Annotated in this window: 19 protein-coding genes, 1 rRNA gene and 1 riboswitch; of the genes, 2 read left to right on the top strand and 18 right to left on the bottom strand. The window is 40.8% G+C overall.

Translation table 11 applies throughout. The features are described from left to right. Positions 1 to 24: 24 nt before the first annotated feature. Both DZB84_RS22900 and DZB84_RS22895 read right to left on the bottom strand, forming a co-directional pair. A complete protein-coding gene (locus DZB84_RS22900; RefSeq protein WP_116354619.1) occupies positions 25 to 1,077 on the bottom strand; it encodes a DUF3048 domain-containing protein in 1,053 nt (350 codons plus the stop codon). A gap of 72 nt (positions 1,078 to 1,149) precedes the next feature. Beyond that, on the bottom strand, positions 1,150 to 2,892 hold the full coding sequence (locus tag DZB84_RS22895; protein WP_116354618.1) for an adenine deaminase C-terminal domain-containing protein: 1,743 nt from the start codon (positions 2,890 to 2,892) through the stop codon (positions 1,150 to 1,152). Between the two features lie 147 nt (positions 2,893 to 3,039). Here DZB84_RS22895 and DZB84_RS22890 point away from each other — a divergent pair, with 147 nt between their 5' ends. Beyond that, on the top strand, positions 3,040 to 3,297 hold the full coding sequence (locus tag DZB84_RS22890) for a YgaP family membrane protein (RefSeq protein ID WP_116354617.1): 258 nt from the start codon (positions 3,040 to 3,042) through the stop codon (positions 3,295 to 3,297). A gap of 61 nt (positions 3,298 to 3,358) precedes the next feature. On the opposite strand, the gene purD is transcribed toward DZB84_RS22890, so the two are convergent. The 14 genes from purD to DZB84_RS22820 form a co-directional block, all read right to left on the bottom strand. Then, a complete protein-coding gene (gene purD / locus DZB84_RS22885; RefSeq protein ID WP_116354616.1) occupies positions 3,359 to 4,651 on the bottom strand; it encodes a phosphoribosylamine--glycine ligase in 1,293 nt (430 codons plus the stop codon). A gap of 306 nt (positions 4,652 to 4,957) precedes the next feature. Beyond that, positions 4,958 to 6,496 carry a bifunctional phosphoribosylaminoimidazolecarboxamide formyltransferase/IMP cyclohydrolase gene (gene purH, locus DZB84_RS22880; protein ID WP_116354615.1) on the bottom strand — a complete coding sequence of 513 codons (1,539 nt, stop codon included), beginning with the start codon at positions 6,494 to 6,496 and terminating at the stop codon, positions 4,958 to 4,960. A 12-nt stretch (positions 6,497 to 6,508) separates the two neighbouring features. Then, complete coding sequence (gene purN / locus DZB84_RS22875) at positions 6,509 to 7,093, bottom strand: phosphoribosylglycinamide formyltransferase (protein ID WP_116354614.1); 585 nt, start codon at positions 7,091 to 7,093, stop codon at positions 6,509 to 6,511. Next, the gene (gene purM, locus DZB84_RS22870) at positions 7,090 to 8,130 is read right to left on the bottom strand and encodes a phosphoribosylformylglycinamidine cyclo-ligase (RefSeq protein ID WP_116354613.1); all 1,041 of its coding nucleotides are present in this window, start codon (positions 8,128 to 8,130) and stop codon (positions 7,090 to 7,092) included. The genes purN and purM overlap by 4 nt, the downstream gene beginning before the upstream one ends. A gap of 205 nt (positions 8,131 to 8,335) precedes the next feature. Beyond that, positions 8,336 to 9,754 (bottom strand): amidophosphoribosyltransferase, encoded by a 1,419-nt coding sequence (gene purF / locus DZB84_RS22865; protein WP_116354612.1) that lies wholly within the window; start codon positions 9,752 to 9,754, stop codon positions 8,336 to 8,338. Further along, positions 9,730 to 11,958: a phosphoribosylformylglycinamidine synthase subunit PurL gene (gene purL, locus DZB84_RS22860; protein ID WP_116354611.1), complete on the bottom strand. Its 2,229-nt coding sequence runs from the start codon at positions 11,956 to 11,958 to the stop codon at positions 9,730 to 9,732. The genes purF and purL overlap by 25 nt, the downstream gene beginning before the upstream one ends. Continuing rightward, positions 11,942 to 12,631 (bottom strand): phosphoribosylformylglycinamidine synthase subunit PurQ, encoded by a 690-nt coding sequence (gene purQ, locus DZB84_RS22855; RefSeq protein ID WP_116354610.1) that lies wholly within the window; start codon positions 12,629 to 12,631, stop codon positions 11,942 to 11,944. Before purQ ends, purL begins: the two co-directional genes overlap by 17 nt. Beyond that, a complete protein-coding gene (purS, locus tag DZB84_RS22850) occupies positions 12,628 to 12,882 on the bottom strand; it encodes a phosphoribosylformylglycinamidine synthase subunit PurS (protein ID WP_116354643.1) in 255 nt (84 codons plus the stop codon). Before purS ends, purQ begins: the two co-directional genes overlap by 4 nt. After that, a complete protein-coding gene (gene purC / locus DZB84_RS22845) occupies positions 12,882 to 13,604 on the bottom strand; it encodes a phosphoribosylaminoimidazolesuccinocarboxamide synthase (RefSeq protein WP_116354609.1) in 723 nt (240 codons plus the stop codon). Before purC ends, purS begins: the two co-directional genes overlap by 1 nt. Before the next feature lie 40 nt (positions 13,605 to 13,644). Beyond that, positions 13,645 to 14,937 carry an adenylosuccinate lyase gene (purB, locus tag DZB84_RS22840; protein ID WP_116354608.1) on the bottom strand — a complete coding sequence of 431 codons (1,293 nt, stop codon included), beginning with the start codon at positions 14,935 to 14,937 and terminating at the stop codon, positions 13,645 to 13,647. A gap of 17 nt (positions 14,938 to 14,954) precedes the next feature. Continuing rightward, positions 14,955 to 16,097, bottom strand: a complete 1,143-nt coding sequence (gene purK, locus DZB84_RS22835; RefSeq protein ID WP_116354642.1) for a 5-(carboxyamino)imidazole ribonucleotide synthase — start codon at positions 16,095 to 16,097, stop codon at positions 14,955 to 14,957. Then, on the bottom strand, positions 16,090 to 16,578 hold the full coding sequence (gene purE, locus DZB84_RS22830; RefSeq protein WP_116354607.1) for a 5-(carboxyamino)imidazole ribonucleotide mutase: 489 nt from the start codon (positions 16,576 to 16,578) through the stop codon (positions 16,090 to 16,092). Before purE ends, purK begins: the two co-directional genes overlap by 8 nt. A gap of 164 nt (positions 16,579 to 16,742) precedes the next feature. Continuing rightward, a riboswitch (purine riboswitch) is annotated at positions 16,743 to 16,844 on the bottom strand. A 74-nt stretch (positions 16,845 to 16,918) separates the two neighbouring features. After that, the gene (locus DZB84_RS22825; protein ID WP_116354606.1) at positions 16,919 to 17,116 is read right to left on the bottom strand and encodes an NETI motif-containing protein; all 198 of its coding nucleotides are present in this window, start codon (positions 17,114 to 17,116) and stop codon (positions 16,919 to 16,921) included. After that, positions 17,113 to 17,655 carry a DUF2179 domain-containing protein gene (locus tag DZB84_RS22820; protein WP_116354605.1) on the bottom strand — a complete coding sequence of 181 codons (543 nt, stop codon included), beginning with the start codon at positions 17,653 to 17,655 and terminating at the stop codon, positions 17,113 to 17,115. The genes DZB84_RS22825 and DZB84_RS22820 overlap by 4 nt, the downstream gene beginning before the upstream one ends. A 181-nt stretch (positions 17,656 to 17,836) precedes the next feature. On the opposite strand from DZB84_RS22820, the gene DZB84_RS22815 reads away from it, so the two are divergent. Continuing rightward, entirely contained in the window at positions 17,837 to 18,274 is a 438-nt protein-coding gene (locus DZB84_RS22815; RefSeq protein ID WP_116354604.1) for an Hsp20/alpha crystallin family protein, read from the top strand. Positions 18,275 to 18,312: 38 nt separating this feature from the next. On the opposite strand, the gene DZB84_RS22810 is transcribed toward DZB84_RS22815, so the two are convergent. Together DZB84_RS22810 and rrf are read right to left on the bottom strand one after the other, a co-directional pair. Next, positions 18,313 to 18,627, bottom strand: a complete 315-nt coding sequence (locus DZB84_RS22810; RefSeq protein WP_116354603.1) for a DUF3784 domain-containing protein — start codon at positions 18,625 to 18,627, stop codon at positions 18,313 to 18,315. 407 nt (positions 18,628 to 19,034) lie between these two features. Beyond that, positions 19,035 to 19,150, bottom strand: a 5S ribosomal RNA gene (gene rrf, locus DZB84_RS22805). Positions 19,151 to 19,156: the final 6 nt, after the last annotated feature.

The following is a 19,156-nucleotide window of genomic DNA, read 5'->3' as shown; positions in this document are numbered from 1 at the left end:
CTCCCTTTTTAAGATGTTCTTCTACTAATTACCAAACGAAACGGCGCCTGCGATTCCTGGTGATGTTGGAATAATATTAATCCACGTTTTTCCTGGAACAAAACCTTGTTCTTTGCCATTCACAAAAGGAACAATTCGTCCATCAACATTTCTCCATTCGATTTCTTGCGCTTTACCTTTTTGAAGTAAATAGCCTTTACCTCCAGAGGTCACATCGATGGCACGTCTACCATAATCATCAATAAGGCGATGATTCATTTCAACAATTAACACATTATCGAGTAGCACTGGCGTATTCGTTTCTCGGTCCACTGTTTGATCGCCACCACTATAACGCTCATACTTGCCTTTTTCTTGATTATAATCATAGACAGCAGCAAAAATATCTCTTGATGAATAGGACACTCGAACATGTTCAGCTTGTGTTCCTTCAATTCCATTTACTTCGTCTTCAGATAAAAATACAAAGCTTGGAACCTCTTCTTCCATTGAATATCCTTGTTTATCTGCCCCTTTTACGATATTTTCAAAGGAAATATATGAGTTATGGGGAGCAACATTATGGTCAGCTCTCCAAAACAGACTACCATCATAGACCATACCATTTATGTTGTCGACCTTGCCGCTGTTCAATATTTGTTGGGCCTCAGGACTCCATCCATGTGCTACATATAGGGCATCAAAGCCTTTGCTCAACTCAATATAATAATCTCTCGCACTACGAACAGGTCCAATAATTTCGGGTTTTTCACTTTGGAACACCGCGAGGAAGCGCGTAACATCGCCCTCAGCTAACACTTCATAGACAACATCTGCCATGTGTAAACCGGATTGGGGCCTTGCTTGCGGATGATTATTAACCATTACCGCAAACGGACGATTGTTTACGTCATCATTTGTCTCCATCCCCGTTAATGGGAAAACATGTTCAAACTCTTGGCTTGGTCCTTCTTTAGCAACCGGCTCGGTTTGTTTTGGTTCATGCTCATCCTGCTGTTTTGAAGCTTCTTCTTTATTACTACATGCTGCGGATAGAAGTAATAGGGCAATTCCTAGAATGTATAAAGTCTTTTTCATTATCGAGCACACAACCTTTGTTAAGATTAAATCACAAGCGCCTTAGCGTATTTTGATAAATCCTTTTATATTTTAACGCATTATTGACGGAAAGAGTACTATTTTATTCATGACATCATAAATCCCTTGAGGTGTGATGCGAATATATGGCAAATGGGTAGACGATAAAAACGTTAATGTATAGATTGGATCACTATGACGATATCCGCGTTCCCGCACTAAACGAACAAATTCTTTTTCAAGCGAGCTTAATTCTATTACCGATTTTGATGATGTCACTCCACCTATATCTAACGGGATTTCGTGTAGTATGGTACCACCCTCCGTTAAAACAATACCACCGCCCATTTCTTTCATTCGATTAAAGGCAAGAAGCATATCCTTTTTATTTTTACCAATTAATACAAAATCACCCGTATTTGAAAAAGAACTTGCAAATCCTGAAATACGGTTCGCAAAACCTTTTACAATTGTATTTACACGCCATTTTCCTTCTCTGTCCACAAGCATCAGGAAGCTCTCATCATGATCCATTGAAATCTCATCATAAGACGCATCGATGGAAATGGAATATGGCTTCATTATCACTGCATTTTCCATCTTCATTCCAAATGGCATGGAAAATTGGAGATCATCTAACGTTAACTCCCAGTTTGTAGCAAGATTTGAAAAACCTTCGCTCTTCCATGGAAATTCCGGAAACGCATTCTGGTCTTTATTATCTCGTTTCAACCAAACTCCTTTAGAAAGAACGGATTCAGGAGTCGGATTGTCTTTTGCAGATAAAATATTGAGGTTTGCGATTCTTCCCGTTGCAATCATACCATGGAGATTCTCGATATTATAATGTCTTGCCACATTAATCGTCGCCATATTGTACGCATCGATAATGGGAACGCCTTTCTCGATGGCAATTTTAATCATATAATCAATGATTCCCTGCTCGTAAAACGCAGGTGGCGAACCATCGGTCGTGAAGATGAAATGATCATACTGATCAATGCCCATTTCATGAATTTCGTCTAAAATCTTGGGTAGGTCCGGACGAATCGATGAGTAGCGTAGCGAAGTGGTGTACCCTTGTAGTAGACGATTTAACACGTCGGTTCCTGTCATTGATTCATGATCGCTATCAGCACCTAATAGCATCAATTTTGCTAAAGTTTTTTCCGAAGCTCCCGGAAAGTGTCCTTCGACCTTTTTTCCAATCCTTTTCGTTTCTTGAATCCAATGTAGCATAAGGTCATCGCCATCAAGTAGCTTTGGCCATCCTGTCAATTCTCCACCTTGAACAACAGAGTCATGCTCAATCCAGCTTAGTACATTCCCATTCGAAAAAGCTTGTTCCTCATGATGAATTTCAGTCTGAGGGTCATATCGGCACCACCAGTACATGGTGACAGGAAGTTTCTTCATTTCTTCTATAAAAGAAAACGCTTTCTTTTTTGTCGTTTGTAACGCTAGTACTAAGTTGTCATTGATGATTGTTGTTGTCCCTGTTTGGGATGCATATTGAGCAAATGAGTGGGGATTATATAAATGAAAAGAATGTGCATGAGGTTCAATATAACCTGGCACAACGAATTTCCCATCACACTCTACAATTTCACAGTCGATGAGTTTTGATGGTAACTGCTGACCAACATACACGATGCGATCCTGGTAAATCCAAATATGTGCGGTAATCCATTTTCTTAATAGTTGATTTAAGTATGTGACATTTTTTAATAGAATCGTTGGTGATTTTTTTCCATCTATGACAGCAACATGTTCTCGAAGTTGCTTATTTTTCCAGCGGTAACGTTGCCCAACCATTAACCATCTCTCCTATCTCAGCTTAAAAGCCCCATGGAAGCGCTTTACATTATAGTACCATATTAATCGATTTACTGCATTAAAGACTTTGTGAAAATTTGTAAAAATTTTAAGTTGATTTGTAAAGATGTGTAAGGAGGTTATCAAATGAAACCAAATATCGGGATGATTAATGCGTTAATTCGCATCACTTGTGGATTTACGATGCTGGCATGGGCTACAGCAAAAATGGTTAAACGCCCATGGCGTGAGAGTTTTATTGTGGTTGCAATGCTTGGGGGAATGAAGGTCGCCGAGGGGATAACCCGTTTTTGCCCGCTTACAGCTCTCTTTAATGAATATGTTGAAAGAAAGCAAGAAGAGCCAGAGCCACAAAAGCAGCTTCCTCCAGTAAATCCATCTTAACAAGGTAAGAGGGCGTCCCTCTTACCTTTTTGCGTTTGAATTTAGGGTAATTACGCGTTAATTATACGAATTGCGCTTTAGCATCGGTCATTGCACGATAAGCTAGAGCCTTATTCCCAATATCTTTTCGGTAAAATAGATTTGTGCACTGGATTTTTCTTGCTTCCTGGTAGACGATATTTTGCGCTTCTTCAAGGTTTTCACCACTTGCAACTACTGTTAAAACCCTTCCGCCATTCGTAACAAATTGGCCATTCACGATATCTGTTCCAGCATGGAACACGGTGATTTTTTCCTCTATATTATTTAGTCCTTCAATGACTGCCCCTTTTTCATAGCTTTCTGGATAGCCTTTTGAAGCAAGCACGACACCTAGTGTTGCTTGGTTAGACCACTCAAGAGCAATCTCCTTTTGCTCAAGCAGTCCTTTGATTACATCAATAAGATCAGACTCTAAACGAGGAAGAACTACCTGTGTTTCAGGGTCACCAAAACGAGCATTGTATTCGATGACCTTTGGTCCATTTGCCGTTAAAATTAACCCCGCATAAAGAATGCCTGTAAAGCTTCTTCCTTCAGTTTCCATCGCTTTTACAGTTGGATTAATGATCGTTTTAATCGCTGTTTGAACAACTTCCTCTGAAATTTGCGGAACAGGGGAATAGGCGCCCATTCCTCCGGTGTTAGGACCTTCATCATTGTCAAAGGCACGCTTATGGTCCTGCGAAATAACCATTGGATAAGCCTTTTTTCCGTCCACAAAAGCCATTAATGAGAATTCTTCTCCTTCTAGAAACTCCTCAATAACAACCTGAGCACTTGCTTCTCCAAATTTATTCGCCTCAAGCATGTCATACACGCTTGATAAGGCTTCATCTAAGGTAAGAGCAACTGTCACACCTTTACCGGCAGCTAGACCATCCGCTTTAATTACGATTGGGGCACCTTTTTCTAGGATATATTGTTTGGCATCTTCGTAAGATGTGAATGTTTCGTATTCAGCAGTTGGAATCTTGTATTTTTTCATAATTTCCTTCGCAAACGATTTACTACCTTCAAGCTGAGCCGCTTCTTTTGTTGGTCCAAAAATAGCTAAGCCTTCTGCCTGAAATCGATTGACAATCCCATTGATTAATGGAACCTCCGGACCGACAAGGGTAAGTTCAACTTGTTCTTTCTTCACAAACTCAATTAGATTTTCAAAATCATTTTCATCGATATTGACTAGGGTAGCAATATCCTGCATACCTGGATTACCTGGTGCAGCATAAACTGTTTCTACTTTAGGACTACGGGCAATCTTCCAGGCCAGCGTATGTTCACGACCACCACGACCAACGATTAGTACTTTCATTTATTCACCCCATTTACTAGTGTAGAGCAGTTGATTTCCGCTACTGGCACTTGCTTTCCGCGGGCGGTCCGGGAGCCTCCTCGGGCCTACATGATGTAGGTCACGAAGCCGTTGCCACAGGATGTGGCGCTTTTAGGCTTCGAACATTAATTGCTCCTGCAGGGTCTCCCCTGGCCTCGCTTTTCCCGCAGGAAATTGAATAGGCTTCCTGGAAACTACACCGCACGAAGAAAATGCGTGCATTTTCAAGGATCTCGTGCCACACACTCCAATCAACTAAAATTTACCAGTTTTCTTCAAAACCATTTAATGTTTAAAATGACGTACTCCGGTAAAGACCATTGCGATTCCGTATTCGTCTGCTTTTTGAATGGACTCTTCGTCACGAATCGATCCACCTGGTTGGATGATGGCTGTAATACCTGCTTTTGCTGCGGCTTCTACTGTGTCACCCATTGGGAAGAAGGCATCTGATGCAAGTGCCGATCCTTTTGCCTTTTCACCCGCTTGATTAATTGCGATATTCGCTGACCCTACACGGTTCATTTGACCTGCGCCTATTCCTATTGTCATATCGTCTTTTGTTAAGACAATTGCATTTGATTTCACGTGTTTTACAACCTTCCAGCCAAGCTTTAAATCAGCCCACTCTTGCTCGGTTGGTTCACGCTTTGTCGGAATAGAAATAGTTGCATCATCTAAACCATATGCATCTTCATCCTGGACAAGCAGTCCACCACGAACGGACACAAGCTTCTTCTCCACCTTCTTGTCATCTGAAAAATCAACAGTTAGGAGACGTAAGTTTTTCTTTGAAGAAAGTATCTCAAAAGCTTCCTTGCTAAATGATGGGGCAATAATAATTTCTAAGAAAATTTCTCGCAATTTATGAGCAGTTTGCGCGTCAACTTCACGGTTAACCGCAATAATTCCACCAAAAATAGATGTAGAATCTGCTTCATATGCTTTTTGATAAGCTTCCTCTAATGTATTTCCAACCCCTACTCCACAAGGGTTCATATGTTTAACTGCAACTGCAGCTGGCTCTTTGAACTCTTTGACGATTTGTAACGCGGCATCCGCGTCATTAATGTTATTGTAGGATAATTCTTTTCCGTGTAATTGGGTGGCTGACGCAATGGAAACAGGTGTACCTAATGGCTTTTTATAAAATGCTGCCTTTTGATGTGGGTTTTCTCCATAACGGAGGTCTTGTTTCTTTTCATACGTAACCGTTAAGGATTCTGGACTTTCCTCACCCGCTGCATTTGTTAAGAATTCAGCAATTACTGCATCATAAGCAGCTGTATGACGGAATACCTTTGCACCTAAGCGAAGCTTTGTTCGTGCTGTAACTTCACCCTTTTCTGTAATCTCTGCTAAAACATTGTCGTAATCCTGTGGGTCAACAACAACTGTTACATACTTGTGGTTTTTAGCTGCAGAACGAAGCATAGATGGTCCACCGATATCGATATTTTCAATTGCATCCGCAAACTGAACGTCTGGCTTCGCAATCGTTTGTTGGAATGGATATAGGTTTACAACTACTAAATCAATCGGTGTAATCTGATGTTCTTGAAGCTGTTTGACATGTTCTTCATTTTCTCGAACCGCAAGAAGTCCACCATGAATATTAGGATGAAGGGTTTTTACACGTCCATCCATGATTTCTGGAAAGCCAGTTACTTCTGAAATTCCGATCACTGTAAGTCCTGCCTCTTCAAGAGTACGTTTTGTACCTCCTGTTGAGATAACCTCAACCCCATTTTCAATTAATCCTTTCACAAATGGAACAAGACCTTGTTTATCTGAAACACTGACAAGTGCACGTTTAATTGTCACGTTAATCGCTCCTTACTGTAGATTTCCGCTCTTCGCTGTTACAAGAGACTGCAGGATTTGTGGATAAAATTCATGTTCGATATCATGTACTTTTTCTTCGATGCTCTCTAACGTATCCCCCGGTTCGATCGCCAACTCCCGCTGTGCAATGATTGGTCCCGTATCCATGCCCTCGTCCACATAATGAATCGTAACGCCTGTCATGTTGACACCTGCTCGATATGCCTGACCAATCGCATCTTTACCCGGAAATGTTGGCAATAATGACGGATGGATGTTCACGATTTTATTACGATACGCCTGTAAAAGTGTATTACCAATTAATCTCATATATCCAGCTAACACTATTAATTCTACATTTTTCGCACGTAGTTTTTCTACAATTTCCGCTTCAAACAATGATTTTTCTGGATATTCTTTTGGTGAAAAAACAAAGGTCTCCACCCATTCCTTTGAAGCACGCTCAATCACCTTCGCACCAGGCTTATCACAAACTACTAATTCAATTTTTGCCGCAAGTCTTCCTTCCTTAATCGAATCCATTATGGCTTGAAAATTTGTGCCACTGCCCGATGCAAAAACTGCTATTTTTTTCATACAAGTGCTCCTCCACCAAAGGTCACACCGTTTCCTTCTTTCATACGTCCAATAATAAATGCCTTTTCTCCTTGCTCTTCAAGAAGGTGAATTACATCATGTAGAATCGCTTCTTCAACAGCAAGGACCATCCCAATTCCCATGTTAAAAATATTAAACATTTCTTTTCGATTGAGGTTACCAGTCTCTTGAAGTAGGTCAAAAATGGGTGGAATTGGCCATGAGCCGTAGTCAATCTCTGCTCCCACACCATCTGGTAGCATCCGAGGAATATTTTCAATAAAACCTCCACCGGTAATATGGGACATTCCCTTAATTTCAAATGTCTCCATTGCTTTTAACAAGGATTTCACATAAATTTTTGTGGGCTGTAGAAGTTCTTCCCCTAATGGACGACCGATTTCTCCATAGTTTTTCGCAAGATCTAGCCCGCCATCCTCAAGCAATACCTTACGTACAAGTGAATAGCCGTTGCTGTGAAGGCCACTAGAAGATAGACCGATTAAAACATCTCCAGGCTTAATCGAAGCACCCGTTACAAGCTTGGATTTTTCAGCAACACCTACTGAAAAGCCTGCAAGATCATATTCATTCTCATTATACATCCCTGGCATTTCCGCTGTCTCACCGCCAATTAACGCACAACCCGCTTGTTCACAGCCATCTGCAATCCCCTTTACAATCTGTTCGATTTTTTCAGGCTTTGCTTTCCCGCATGCGATATAATCTAAAAAGTATAAGGGCTCAGCTCCTTGAACCACAATATCATTCACACACATTGCAACTGCATCGATCCCAATCGTATCGTGCTTATCCATCATAAAGGCCAACATGAGCTTCGTGCCGACACCGTCTGTGCCCGAAACTAAAACAGGCTCTTTCACATTGACTTTTGAAAGATCAAACATGCCACCAAAGCTACCAAGTCCACCCATCACTTCAGGTCGAACGGTTTTTGCGACATGCTTTTTCATTCTAGAAACAGCTTCATAGCCTGCTTCAATATCTACTCCAGCTTGCTTATAAGCATTTGCCATGTTCTGAACACCTCTACTTTAATTTAGCAATCAAATACGCCAAGGCGTATTTGCTGCCCGATTTTTTTAGGTCCACACGAGGTGGGTCACAAAGACGTTGCCACAGGAAGTGGCGCTCTTAGTCTTTGATCCTAGGCTCGAAAAAATTCCTTTGAAAAATCGTGGCATCCGCCGGCGTTTTAACTTAATTCAGCTGAAGGCTGAATTAAGTTAAAACTTTCTCATGTGGTAATACCGTATCTGGGAAGATTTCGGTTGGATATTTTCCTGTAAAGCAAGCCATACATTGTCCGCGCGTTTCTCCTTCAAACGGTCTGCCAATTGCTTTTACTAACCCTTCCGGACTTAGAAACGTTAATGTATCTGCTCCAATAAGTTCACGGATTTCTTCAACTGAATGTGAAGAAGCAATCAACTCCTCATGTGTTGAGGTATCAATTCCGTAGAAGCACGGATTCTTCATTGGCGGTGAACTAATGCAAACATGCACTTCCGTTGCCCCTGCTTCACGAAGCATGTTGACAATTCGTCGGCTTGTAGTCCCACGTACAATTGAATCATCCACCATAACAACACGTTTTCCTTCAACAACACCACGAACAGCCGAGAGCTTCATTTTTACCCCTTGTTCCCGCAGTGATTGGGAAGGTTTTATAAAAGTTCTACCTACATAACGATTTTTAATGAGACCAAGTTCATACGGAATTCCTGACTGCTCTGCATAACCGATAGCAGCTGAAATACTTGAATCAGGTACTCCTGTTATGACATCGGCTTCAATTGGTGCTTCCAGGGCAAGCTGTTTGCCTAAATTTTTACGAGCGGTATGAACATTGATACCATTAATATTGCTATCAGGACGAGAAAAATAAATATATTCCATGCTGCACATCGCGCGATTGGTCATTAATGAGAAACGTTCCGAATGAATTCCTTCATCGTTAATGACAATTAGTTCACCTGGCTCAACGTCTCTTTCAAACTTTGCTCCTACAATGTCAAATGCACAAGTCTCAGAAGCTACTACCCAAGCATCACCGAGTCTACCAAGTGATAATGGACGAAGACCATTTGGATCAAGGGCAACTATCATTTTCTTTTCGGTCATTATCAAAAAGGCATAGGCCCCTTTTAACATCGTTAAAGCATTTTTAACGCGGTCCTTGATTTTTGTATAACCGCTTTTTCTCGTTAAATGAGCGAGAACCTCAGTGTCGGAAGTTGTTTGAAAAATACTCCCTTGGTTTTCCAATTGATGCTTTAGGTCATTTGCATTTACAAGATTTCCATTATGGGCAATAGCAAGCCCACCTACTTGAGAATTGAAGAGGAGGGGCTGAACATTTTGAATGCCTCCGCCCCCTGCTGTTGCATAACGAACATGCCCAATGGCTGCTTTACCTTGTAGTTGTTCAAGTTCGCCATTGCCAAATACTTCGTTTACAAGGCCTTCCCCTTTTACAATGCGAAGCTTTTCACCATTGCTGACAACAATGCCGGCACCCTCTTGACCACGATGCTGTAAACTGTGTAATCCATAGTACGTAATTTGAGCTGCGTCTGGGTGACCCCAGATACCAAATACACCACATTCCTCGTTTAGGCCTTTGAGTTCAGCAAGCATGGGATAGCTCCTTTCCAAATACGTTCTAATTCATCAACTGCTAGATTCATAATCTCTTTACCAGTTTGATCTTCAATGACAAACGTCCCATCAGCTGTCACTTCTCCGACAAGGTTTGCTTTCACAAGCTGTTCGAATTTATCTTTGTTTTCTTTTTTCACAGATACGATAAAACGAGACTGTGTTTCACTGAATAATTCAGTTACTGCATCGCCTTTGATTTGTACCTTAACACCTAAGCCTTTTGCACCGAAGGCCTTTTCCGCTAATGCAACCGCAAAGCCCCCCTCTGCTACATCATGTGCAGAAGCAATTACACCTGCGCGAATTGCAGTTAATACTTGTTTTTGTCTTCTTTTTTCAATCTCTAAATCTAGTTCAGGAACTGGACCAAAAATTTCTCCATGGATTAATTTTTGAAGTTCACTGCCTGCGAATTCTTCTTTCGCCTCACCAATGACATAAACAAGATCGCCTGCTTTTTTAAATTCCTGAGTCGTAATATGGGAAACATCATCAATCAAACCAACCATACCAATAACTGGAGTGGGGTAGATTGCTTCACCGTTCGTCTCATTATAAAGAGACACGTTTCCACCAATAACCGGCGTATTTAACACACGGCAAGCTTCACTTATTCCATCTGCGGCTTTTTCGATTTGCCAAAAAATTTCTGGCTTTTCTGGATTACCAAAGTTTAAATTATCTGTAATCGCAAGTGGTGCACCACCTGAGCAAACGATATTTCTTGCTGCTTCACTTACTGCGATTTGTCCACCAACCTCTGGATCTAAATAAAGATATCTTGAGTTACAGTCTGTTGTCATTGCCAGTGCTTTCTGAGTATCACGGATTCTTACAACAGCAGCATCTGAGCCTGGAGCAACCACTGTATTTGTACGAACCATGTAATCATATTGGTCATAGACCCATTCCTTACTTGCAATGGTAGGTTGCGCAAGCAAATCTAGAAGGGTTTGCTCTACATTTTCAAGCTTAGGAGCTTCAATCTTCATTTCTTTAAATTCACGATAGGATGCGGGTTCACTAGAAGGCTTATGATAGACCGGTGCATCTTCCGCCAGAGCATCAACCGGAACATCTGCAATGACCTCACCTTTATGAATTAAGCGAAGCTGCTTGTCATCTGTTACCTTTCCAATTGCAACCGCTTCAAGATCATATTTTTTCACGATATCTTGAATTTCTTGCTCTCGGCCTTTTTCTACCACGATTAACATACGTTCCTGTGATTCAGAAAGCATCATTTCATAGCCTGTCATTCCTGTTTCACGTTGTGGGACAAGGTCAAGGTTCATTTCGATTCCTGAGCCAGCTTTACTTGCCATTTCTGCTGAAGAGCTCGTTAAACCTGCTGCACCCATGTCTTGAATTCCAACTAAAGCATCCGATTTCACGAGTTCTAAGCAAGCTTCAAGCAATAATTTTTCCATAAAAGGATCCCCAACCTGTACTGCTGGGCGCTTTGCATCGGAGTTCTCAGTCAGTTCCTCAGACGCAAAGGTTGCGCCGTGGATTCCGTCACGACCTGTTTTAGCCCCAACATACATGACTGTATTGCCAACACCTTTTGCTTGGCCTTTTTGAATATCTTCGTGGTTGATTAATCCAACACACATTGCGTTTACAAGTGGATTTCCTTCATAGGAAGAGTCAAACTGGACTTCCCCACCAACTGTAGGAATTCCAATACAATTTCCATAACCAGCGATCCCTGCCACTACTTCTTCAAACAAGTATTTCACTCTTGGTGAAGTTAATTCACCAAAACGAAGGGAGTTTAATAGTGCAATTGGTCTTGCTCCCATTGAAAACACATCACGGATAATCCCGCCCACACCTGTCGCTGCCCCTTGGTAGGGCTCAACTGCTGATGGGTGGTTATGACTTTCAATTTTAAAAACAACTGCTTGATTGTCGCCAATATCAACGATTCCGGCACCTTCACCAGGACCTTGGAGAACACGTTCTCCCGTTGTTGGGAACTTTCGTAACACAGGCTTTGAGTTTTTATAGCTACAATGCTCAGACCACATAACAGAGAACAACCCCGTCTCCGTGTAGTTTGGAAGTCTACCTAAAATCTTTTCGACTAACTCAAACTCTGAATCACTTAAACCCATTTCACTATATACTTTTTCATCCTTAATTTGCTTCGGACTTGGTTCAAGAAGTAACGACATTTGCTGCTAACCTCCAATTTTTCACAATTGATTGAAATAGCTTAATTCCATCTGCACTACCTAATAAATCCTCCACCGCTCTCTCTGGGTGAGGCATCATTCCAAGTACATTTCCTCGTTCATTTGTAATACCTGCGATATCTGCAATACTTCCATTTGGGTTTGTTCCGTCATACGTGAATGCGATTTGATTGTTCGCACGTAATTTAGCAAGTGTTTCTTCATCACAATAATAGTTCCCTTCACCATGAGCGATTGGGACTGTGATTACTTCACCCGCTTCATATTCAGATGTAAACATCGATTTATTGTTTTCAACGCGTAGTTCAACCGGACGGCACATAAACTTTAACTTTTCATTACGGCGCATCGCACCCGGTAAAAGGCCTGCTTCTAATAAAATTTGGAATCCATTACATACACCAAGAACTGGCTTACCAGCCTCCGCTGCTTTTATAACTTCATCCATCACATTTGAAAAACGAGCAAGTGCCCCTGTGCGTAGGTAATCTCCATAAGAGAATCCTCCAGGAAGTAAAATACCATCGAACTCATCAAGATTTGTAGCATTATGCCATACATACTCGACTTCTTCACCAAGCGCATCCTTTATGGCATGAAACATATCAACATCGCAGTTAGAGCCTGGAAACACAATTACGGCAAATTTCACTGTGTGACAACCTCCTCAACTTCATAACGGTAGTCCTCGATTACTGTGTTTGCTAACAGCTTTTCACAAATTTCCTTCACTGTCTTATCAAGGTCAACTACGGATTCGTCAATCGTTAGCTCCATATATTTTCCAATACGAACATCCTGAACTTCCTTATAATTCAATTGGTGCAAGGACCCCTTAACAGCAGTTCCTTGTGGATCTAATACACTTTCTCGTAACGTCACATAAACCTTTACTTTGTACATCATGCAATTCGTCCTCCTAGTCGGTTTAAAATTTCCGTATAAGCATCCGTTAAATTGCCAAGGTCTCTACGGAATACATCCTTATCAAATTTTTCATTCGTTTCAACATCCCAAAAACGGCAAGTATCAGGTGAAATTTCATCTGCTAACAGTATCTCTCCGTCTTTCGTTACACCGAATTCAAGTTTAAAATCTACTAATCTGATTTGAAGGTCTAAAAAGAATGTACGTAATACGTCATTAATCTTAAGTGCCTGTTCTTTGAGTTCCTGTACTTGCTCCTTTGTTGCAAGCTCTAGAACATCAATGTGATCCTCGTTCACAAGCGGATCACCGAGGTCATCATTTTTAAAATAAAATTCAACAATTGGTCTTTTTAAGTTTGTTCCTTCTTCAATACCTACTCGTTTTGAAAAACTTCCCGCAACCACATTTCGAACCACAACCTCGAGTGGAATGATTGATACTCGTTTAACGAGTTGTTCATTTTGCGAAAGCTTACCGATAAAATGTGTTCTGATTCCTGCAATATGAAGCTTTGAAAATAGCATGCTTGTAATCTCGTTATTCAGGCGACCCTTACCAACGATCTGCGCTTTCTTTTCTCCATTAAAAGCTGTGGCATCATCCTTGTATTCCACTAATACGATAGATTCTTCAGCAGTTTGATAAATTTTCTTAGCCTTTCCTTCATACAGCAAACTAAGCTTATTTACGTCCATTTAGGACTCCCCCTCAAAAATTCAGATTAGTGACAGACGGTTATAAACCTAAGCGTTCAAAAATCATATCGACATGCTTAAGGTGGTAGTTATAATCAAAACAGTCATCAATTTGGGCTGGAGTTAATCGGCTCGTAATCTTTTCCTCAGCCTCAATTAACTCACGGAACGGAACTTGTTTTTCCCATGCCTCCATTGCTTTTGGCTGGACCGTATCATATGCCTCTTCTCGTGTTAAACCTGAGTCAATTAACGCTAAAAGAACGCGCTGTGAGTAGATCAAACCAAGTGTACGATCCATATTGCGTTTCATGTTCTCAGGAAATACCGTTAAATTCTTCACAATGTTTCCAAAGCGGTTTAGCATATAATTCAACGCAATCGTCACGTCCGGTAAAATGATACGCTCTGCTGAGGAATGCGAAATATCACGCTCATGCCAGAGTGGAACATTTTCATAGGCTGTCATCATATACCCACGTATCACACGAGCTATTCCTGTCATATTTTCTGATCCAATCGGATTTCGTTTATGTGGCATTGCAGATGAACCTTTTTGGCCCTTTGCGAAAAACTCTTCCACTTCTCTTGTTTCACTCTTTTGCAAGCCACGAATTTCAACTGCAAATTTTTCAATCGAAGTTGCTATGAGAGCCAATGTTGACATATATGCCGCATGACGATCTCGCTGTAAGGTCTGTGTAGATATCGGTGCAGGAGAAATACCTAGCTTTTCACAAACATACTTTTCAACAAACGGGTCAATATTCGCATAGGTACCTACCGCTCCTGAAATTTTTCCAAACTGAACGCCATCAGCCGCTACCTTGAAACGCTCTACATTTCGCTTCATTTCTTCATGCCACAAAGCAAGTTTTAAGCCAAATGTCGTTGGCTCTGCATGAACACCATGAGTACGTCCCATCATAACGGTGTATTTATGTTCCTTCGCTTTTTCAGCTAAAATAGTGATAAAGTTTTCAATATCCTTTAGTAGGATGTCATTTGCTTGTTTAAGTAAATAAGATAAGGCAGTGTCAACAACATCTGTAGACGTTAATCCGTAATGGACCCATTTTCTTTCGTCACCTAACGTTTCAGAAACGGCACGTGTAAACGCCACAACATCATGTCTTGTATCTTCCTCAATTTCATTAATTCGCTCGACATCAAAGGATGCATTTTCTCGGATAAGGGCAACATCTTCTTTCGGAATCTCACCCAACTCTGCCCAAGCCTCACAAGCTAAAATTTCAACCTCAAGCCAAGCACGGAACCGATTCTCTTCCGTCCAAATGGAACCCATTTCCTCACGTGTGTAACGTTCTATCATGTAATTTCCCCCTCAATTTAAGCACGGATAAATTGTGAATCATTCCAGATTTGTAAGGAGTTTGACTTTTCAAGAGCCACATCAACTGTATTTCCTAAGACGGTAACATGCCCCATCTTTCTCTTCACTTTTGCTTCTTTCTTTCCATATAAGTGAACCTTCACATTAGATAAAAGGGATACTTTTTCAAGTAAAGGCTGTAGATGCTCACCTAAAATATTGGTCATGACAACAGGTTGTAAGAGGGTTGTTTCTCCAAGCGGCCAATTGCAAACCGAGCGAACATGCTGCTCAAATTGAGACGTCTCACATGCATCGATTGAATAATGACCAGAGTTATGTGGACGCGGCGCTAACTCATTAATGTAGATTTCCCCATCTTCAGTCACAAACATTTCAACCGCTAATGTTCCAACCAATTGCAATTCAGAAGCTAGTTTCATCGCCATTTCTTTTGCTTTGGCTACTGTTTTTTCTGAGATTCTTGCCGGAACGATGGATTGATGCAGGATATTATCAACATGAATATTCTCTGCAACCGGAAACGTTTTAGCCTCGCCTGCCGGGTTTCTTGTAACGATTACAGATATTTCTTTTTCAAAAGGCACCCATGCTTCTAAAATGCACATTCCAGACACCAATAGTCTGGATGCCTCTTTGACATCCGCTCTCTTTCTCAATACAAACTGACCTTTTCCGTCATAGCCACCACGACATGTCTTTAAAACGGATGGAACACCGATTGTCTCAACAGCCTCAGCTAATTGCTCTTCATTTTCAATGAGAAGAAACGGAGCCACACGTAAACCAATCTCATGAATCGCACTCTTTTCTGTACCACGATCCTGGGTTATTTTTAATAAATGACTACCCTGAGGTAAATTCGCATTTTCCTCAAGCCATGTTAAAGCCTCATAATCTATATTTTCAAATTCATAAGTGATTACATCACTCACGCTTGCTAACTGTTTAATTGCTTCAAGATCATCGTATTTCGCGGTTATTTCGATATCCGCAACCTGCCCACATGGTGAATTTGGTGTTGGGTCTAGTACAGCAACGAAAAATCCCATTTCCTTTGCCGATATGGCCATCATCCGACCAAGCTGTCCTCCACCAATAATCCCAATTGTTTGCCCTGGTAAAATTCGATTATTCAAGCTCATCACTACTTTCTAGTACTTGAATCTTTCTAGTTTCCCTTATTTCAACTAGCTTCTGATCCCATTCTTGATTGGATGTTCCAAGAATGGAAGCTGCCAATAATCCCGCATTTGTTGCACCTGCTTTACCAATTGCAACTGTGGCAACCGGCACTCCACCAGGCATTTGAACAATGGATAAAAGAGAATCGAGTCCATTTAATGCTCTTGATTGAATTGGAACTCCGATAACAGGTAAAGTTGTTTTCGCCGCAACCATTCCTGGTAAATGCGCGGCACCACCTGCTCCCGCAATAATAACCTTAATGCCCCGTTCCTTCGCTGTTTCCGCATATTCAAACATTAAATCTGGTGTACGATGAGCAGATACGACCTTTTTTTCATAAGGAATTCCAATCTCACCAAGTACATTGCAAGCTTCCTTCATCGTTTCCCAATCTGAACTACTTCCCATTATTACACCAACTACTGGATTCATAAGATCCTCCTTTATTGATAAGCACAAGGCGCCCTCACATCGGCTTAGACCAGAGATCCGATGGCGCCTGGAGCTAGACTTAGAAAATAAAAAATGCCCAGACAGGACTGATTTCCGAAAAGGGGAAAGCAATCCTACCTGGGCATTCCATGTCAAGAATAGGTAAAATTATACTTTTCCCTCATAGTCCAATAATTTACGGTTATCGGGTAGAAACTTATGGGCCATATTCCCAAGATTATATGAGGTATTTTATCTAACCTAATCTTAACAACAGTTTTATTGGGTTGTCAATTAATATCGAACATTTTATCTAATCATTATTTTGAACGTTCGTGTTTTACTGCAATTTACCTTCAAAAACAATCTTTCTTCCGCATGGTTCAACGACAATCTCCCCATTACGCTTAACCTCCTGAAACACAGGTTCCTCCATTCTTCTAACAGGAAAATACCCTTCAGCCTGCATTCGCTCAAGGCATTGGTCAATCGTCTCATTTTCTTTGACTTCAAATTTTTGCTTCTTAGGTTTACTCATGATTCAAGCTTCCCTCTCCTTACAGCCTTTACCCAAAATCCGCCGTGAATGGACTTTGGTTCATATGCAACGACAAATGCCTTCGGATCCACATCTGTAATGGTTTTATATAATTTCATCTCATATTTACGAGGAGTTAAGATCGTCATTGACAATCGGTCACCTTCTCTTCCCTGGGACATCCAGGTCGTAACCCCATACCCCTCATCACGCAACAGCTTTGGCAAATCCATTTCATATTCCTTTGTAATCACACTCACGGTAATATACCCAAGTGCGAGCTTTTCTTCAATCTTCATTCCTACAATTACACCAATTCCATATCCAACTGCATAAGCAACTAAGTTTTGGATCTGATTTAAATTATCAAGCACCAAACCAAGCCCTACGACATAAATGACAACCTCAACTGTACTAATTAACGCAGCCAAATAGCGCTGCCCCTTCATCGTCAGGATCATCCGAATTGTAAAAAAAGAAACATATACAATATTAATGACTAAAATAATCAGAACCATGACATACGCATTTGCTAACAATTTAACTCCCCCTTAGGAATGATTCCTTCACTTAGCTTACCAAAGTATTCATTGTACTAAACATTTTCCCTAAAGGATACTCCTCCAAACATAATATCATGATTTTATTTATAGGCACATACCAACCCCTTATGCCATATTCTATGATACGGAATGACGTAACTTAAAGGAGGAACAGCCCATGAAAATGGACCAATTTAAAAATATGAATGAATGGCGAAAGCAATGGGACCATTTTTTTGGTGATGAATTCTGGAGCGGATTCACTCCATTTTTCGATAATGCCCATTCTCAGCTAAACATTTACCAAGGTGAAAATGAGCTCCTAGTTGTATTGAGCCTACCAGGACTCGCTAAGGTAGAGGATGTTGACATCTATGTCAAACATCAAACCCTAGAAGTAAAAGGAAAAATCAATTTGAACTTTAATGGTTTTGATATCCTTCAAGAAGGCATTTTTCAAGGAAATTTCGAACGAGAAATTCAACTCCCCTACACTGTAAAAGAAGACCGGATAAAAGCAACCTACAAGAGAGGACTTCTATTCGTTCACCTCCATAAACAAATACCGGACGACTCTAGAAAAAAAGTGGAAGTAATCGATCGAGATAATAAATGAATGAATGCGAAAGTCCCTCACATACTTGTGGGGGACTTTTATTTCGGATTAGTTGGCTTATTTAATTTGTTTACATAAATAATAAGGACAATCGAACCAATCGTAATGATAGCACCAAACAGCAATCCAAAAAGCTCACTTACAAACTCAAGTCCAAATGGTAATAAAATTGTTAGCAGACCAACGATGATCGTAAATAAGCCAACCACTTTAGCTAGCTTCTCTTTATCACCTTTGTATGTTTCCTCATTATAACCCGCAATAAGCGATAGCTGCTTCTTTTTCCAAATCAGAAAGCCCAATAAGATACATAACAGACCTGCAAAAAAACATGTAATGAATCCGGCTAGCATGGGAACCCCTCTTTCTAAGTGTCTGTTCTATATGTAATTATACGAAGTGGGTGATGGATTGGTTTCATAAATGGTGTTTGGAATATATAGAATCCGGGCGTTGTGGGAGGTTGATATACCAATTGTGGTGTTTGCGGGATTGGAGTTACCTGATTTTTTGCCTATATTAATCTAAAAAAGCTTGTGTATGGCTTCTGTTACCTATTTCTTCATCTAATCCATAAATCTGTAACGAATTGGCACTTTTCGTTCCCTTTCCTTCATTACAATCATAAAAATGGAACGATTCCACACTTTACATTACTCTTTCCCATATAACAACTACCTACTAGCCATGTTCTGCTAACCATAATCCGCCAAAAAAACAATATAAAAAAAGACCAACCATATTGGCTGATCTTGTGTGTGCCTAGCGACGTCCTACTCTCACAGGGACAAAGTCCCAACTACCATCGGCGCTGAAGAGCTTAACTTCCGTGTTCGGTATGGGAACGGGTGTGACCTCTTCGCTATCGCCACTAGACTATGT

Source organism: Bacillus sp. HNG (assembly GCF_003400205.1).
Classification (GTDB): Bacteria; Bacillota; Bacilli; order Bacillales; family Bacillaceae_L; genus Ferdinandcohnia.
Note: the sequence above shows the minus strand (reverse complement) of the source record. Positions and strands in the feature narration are given on the sequence as shown.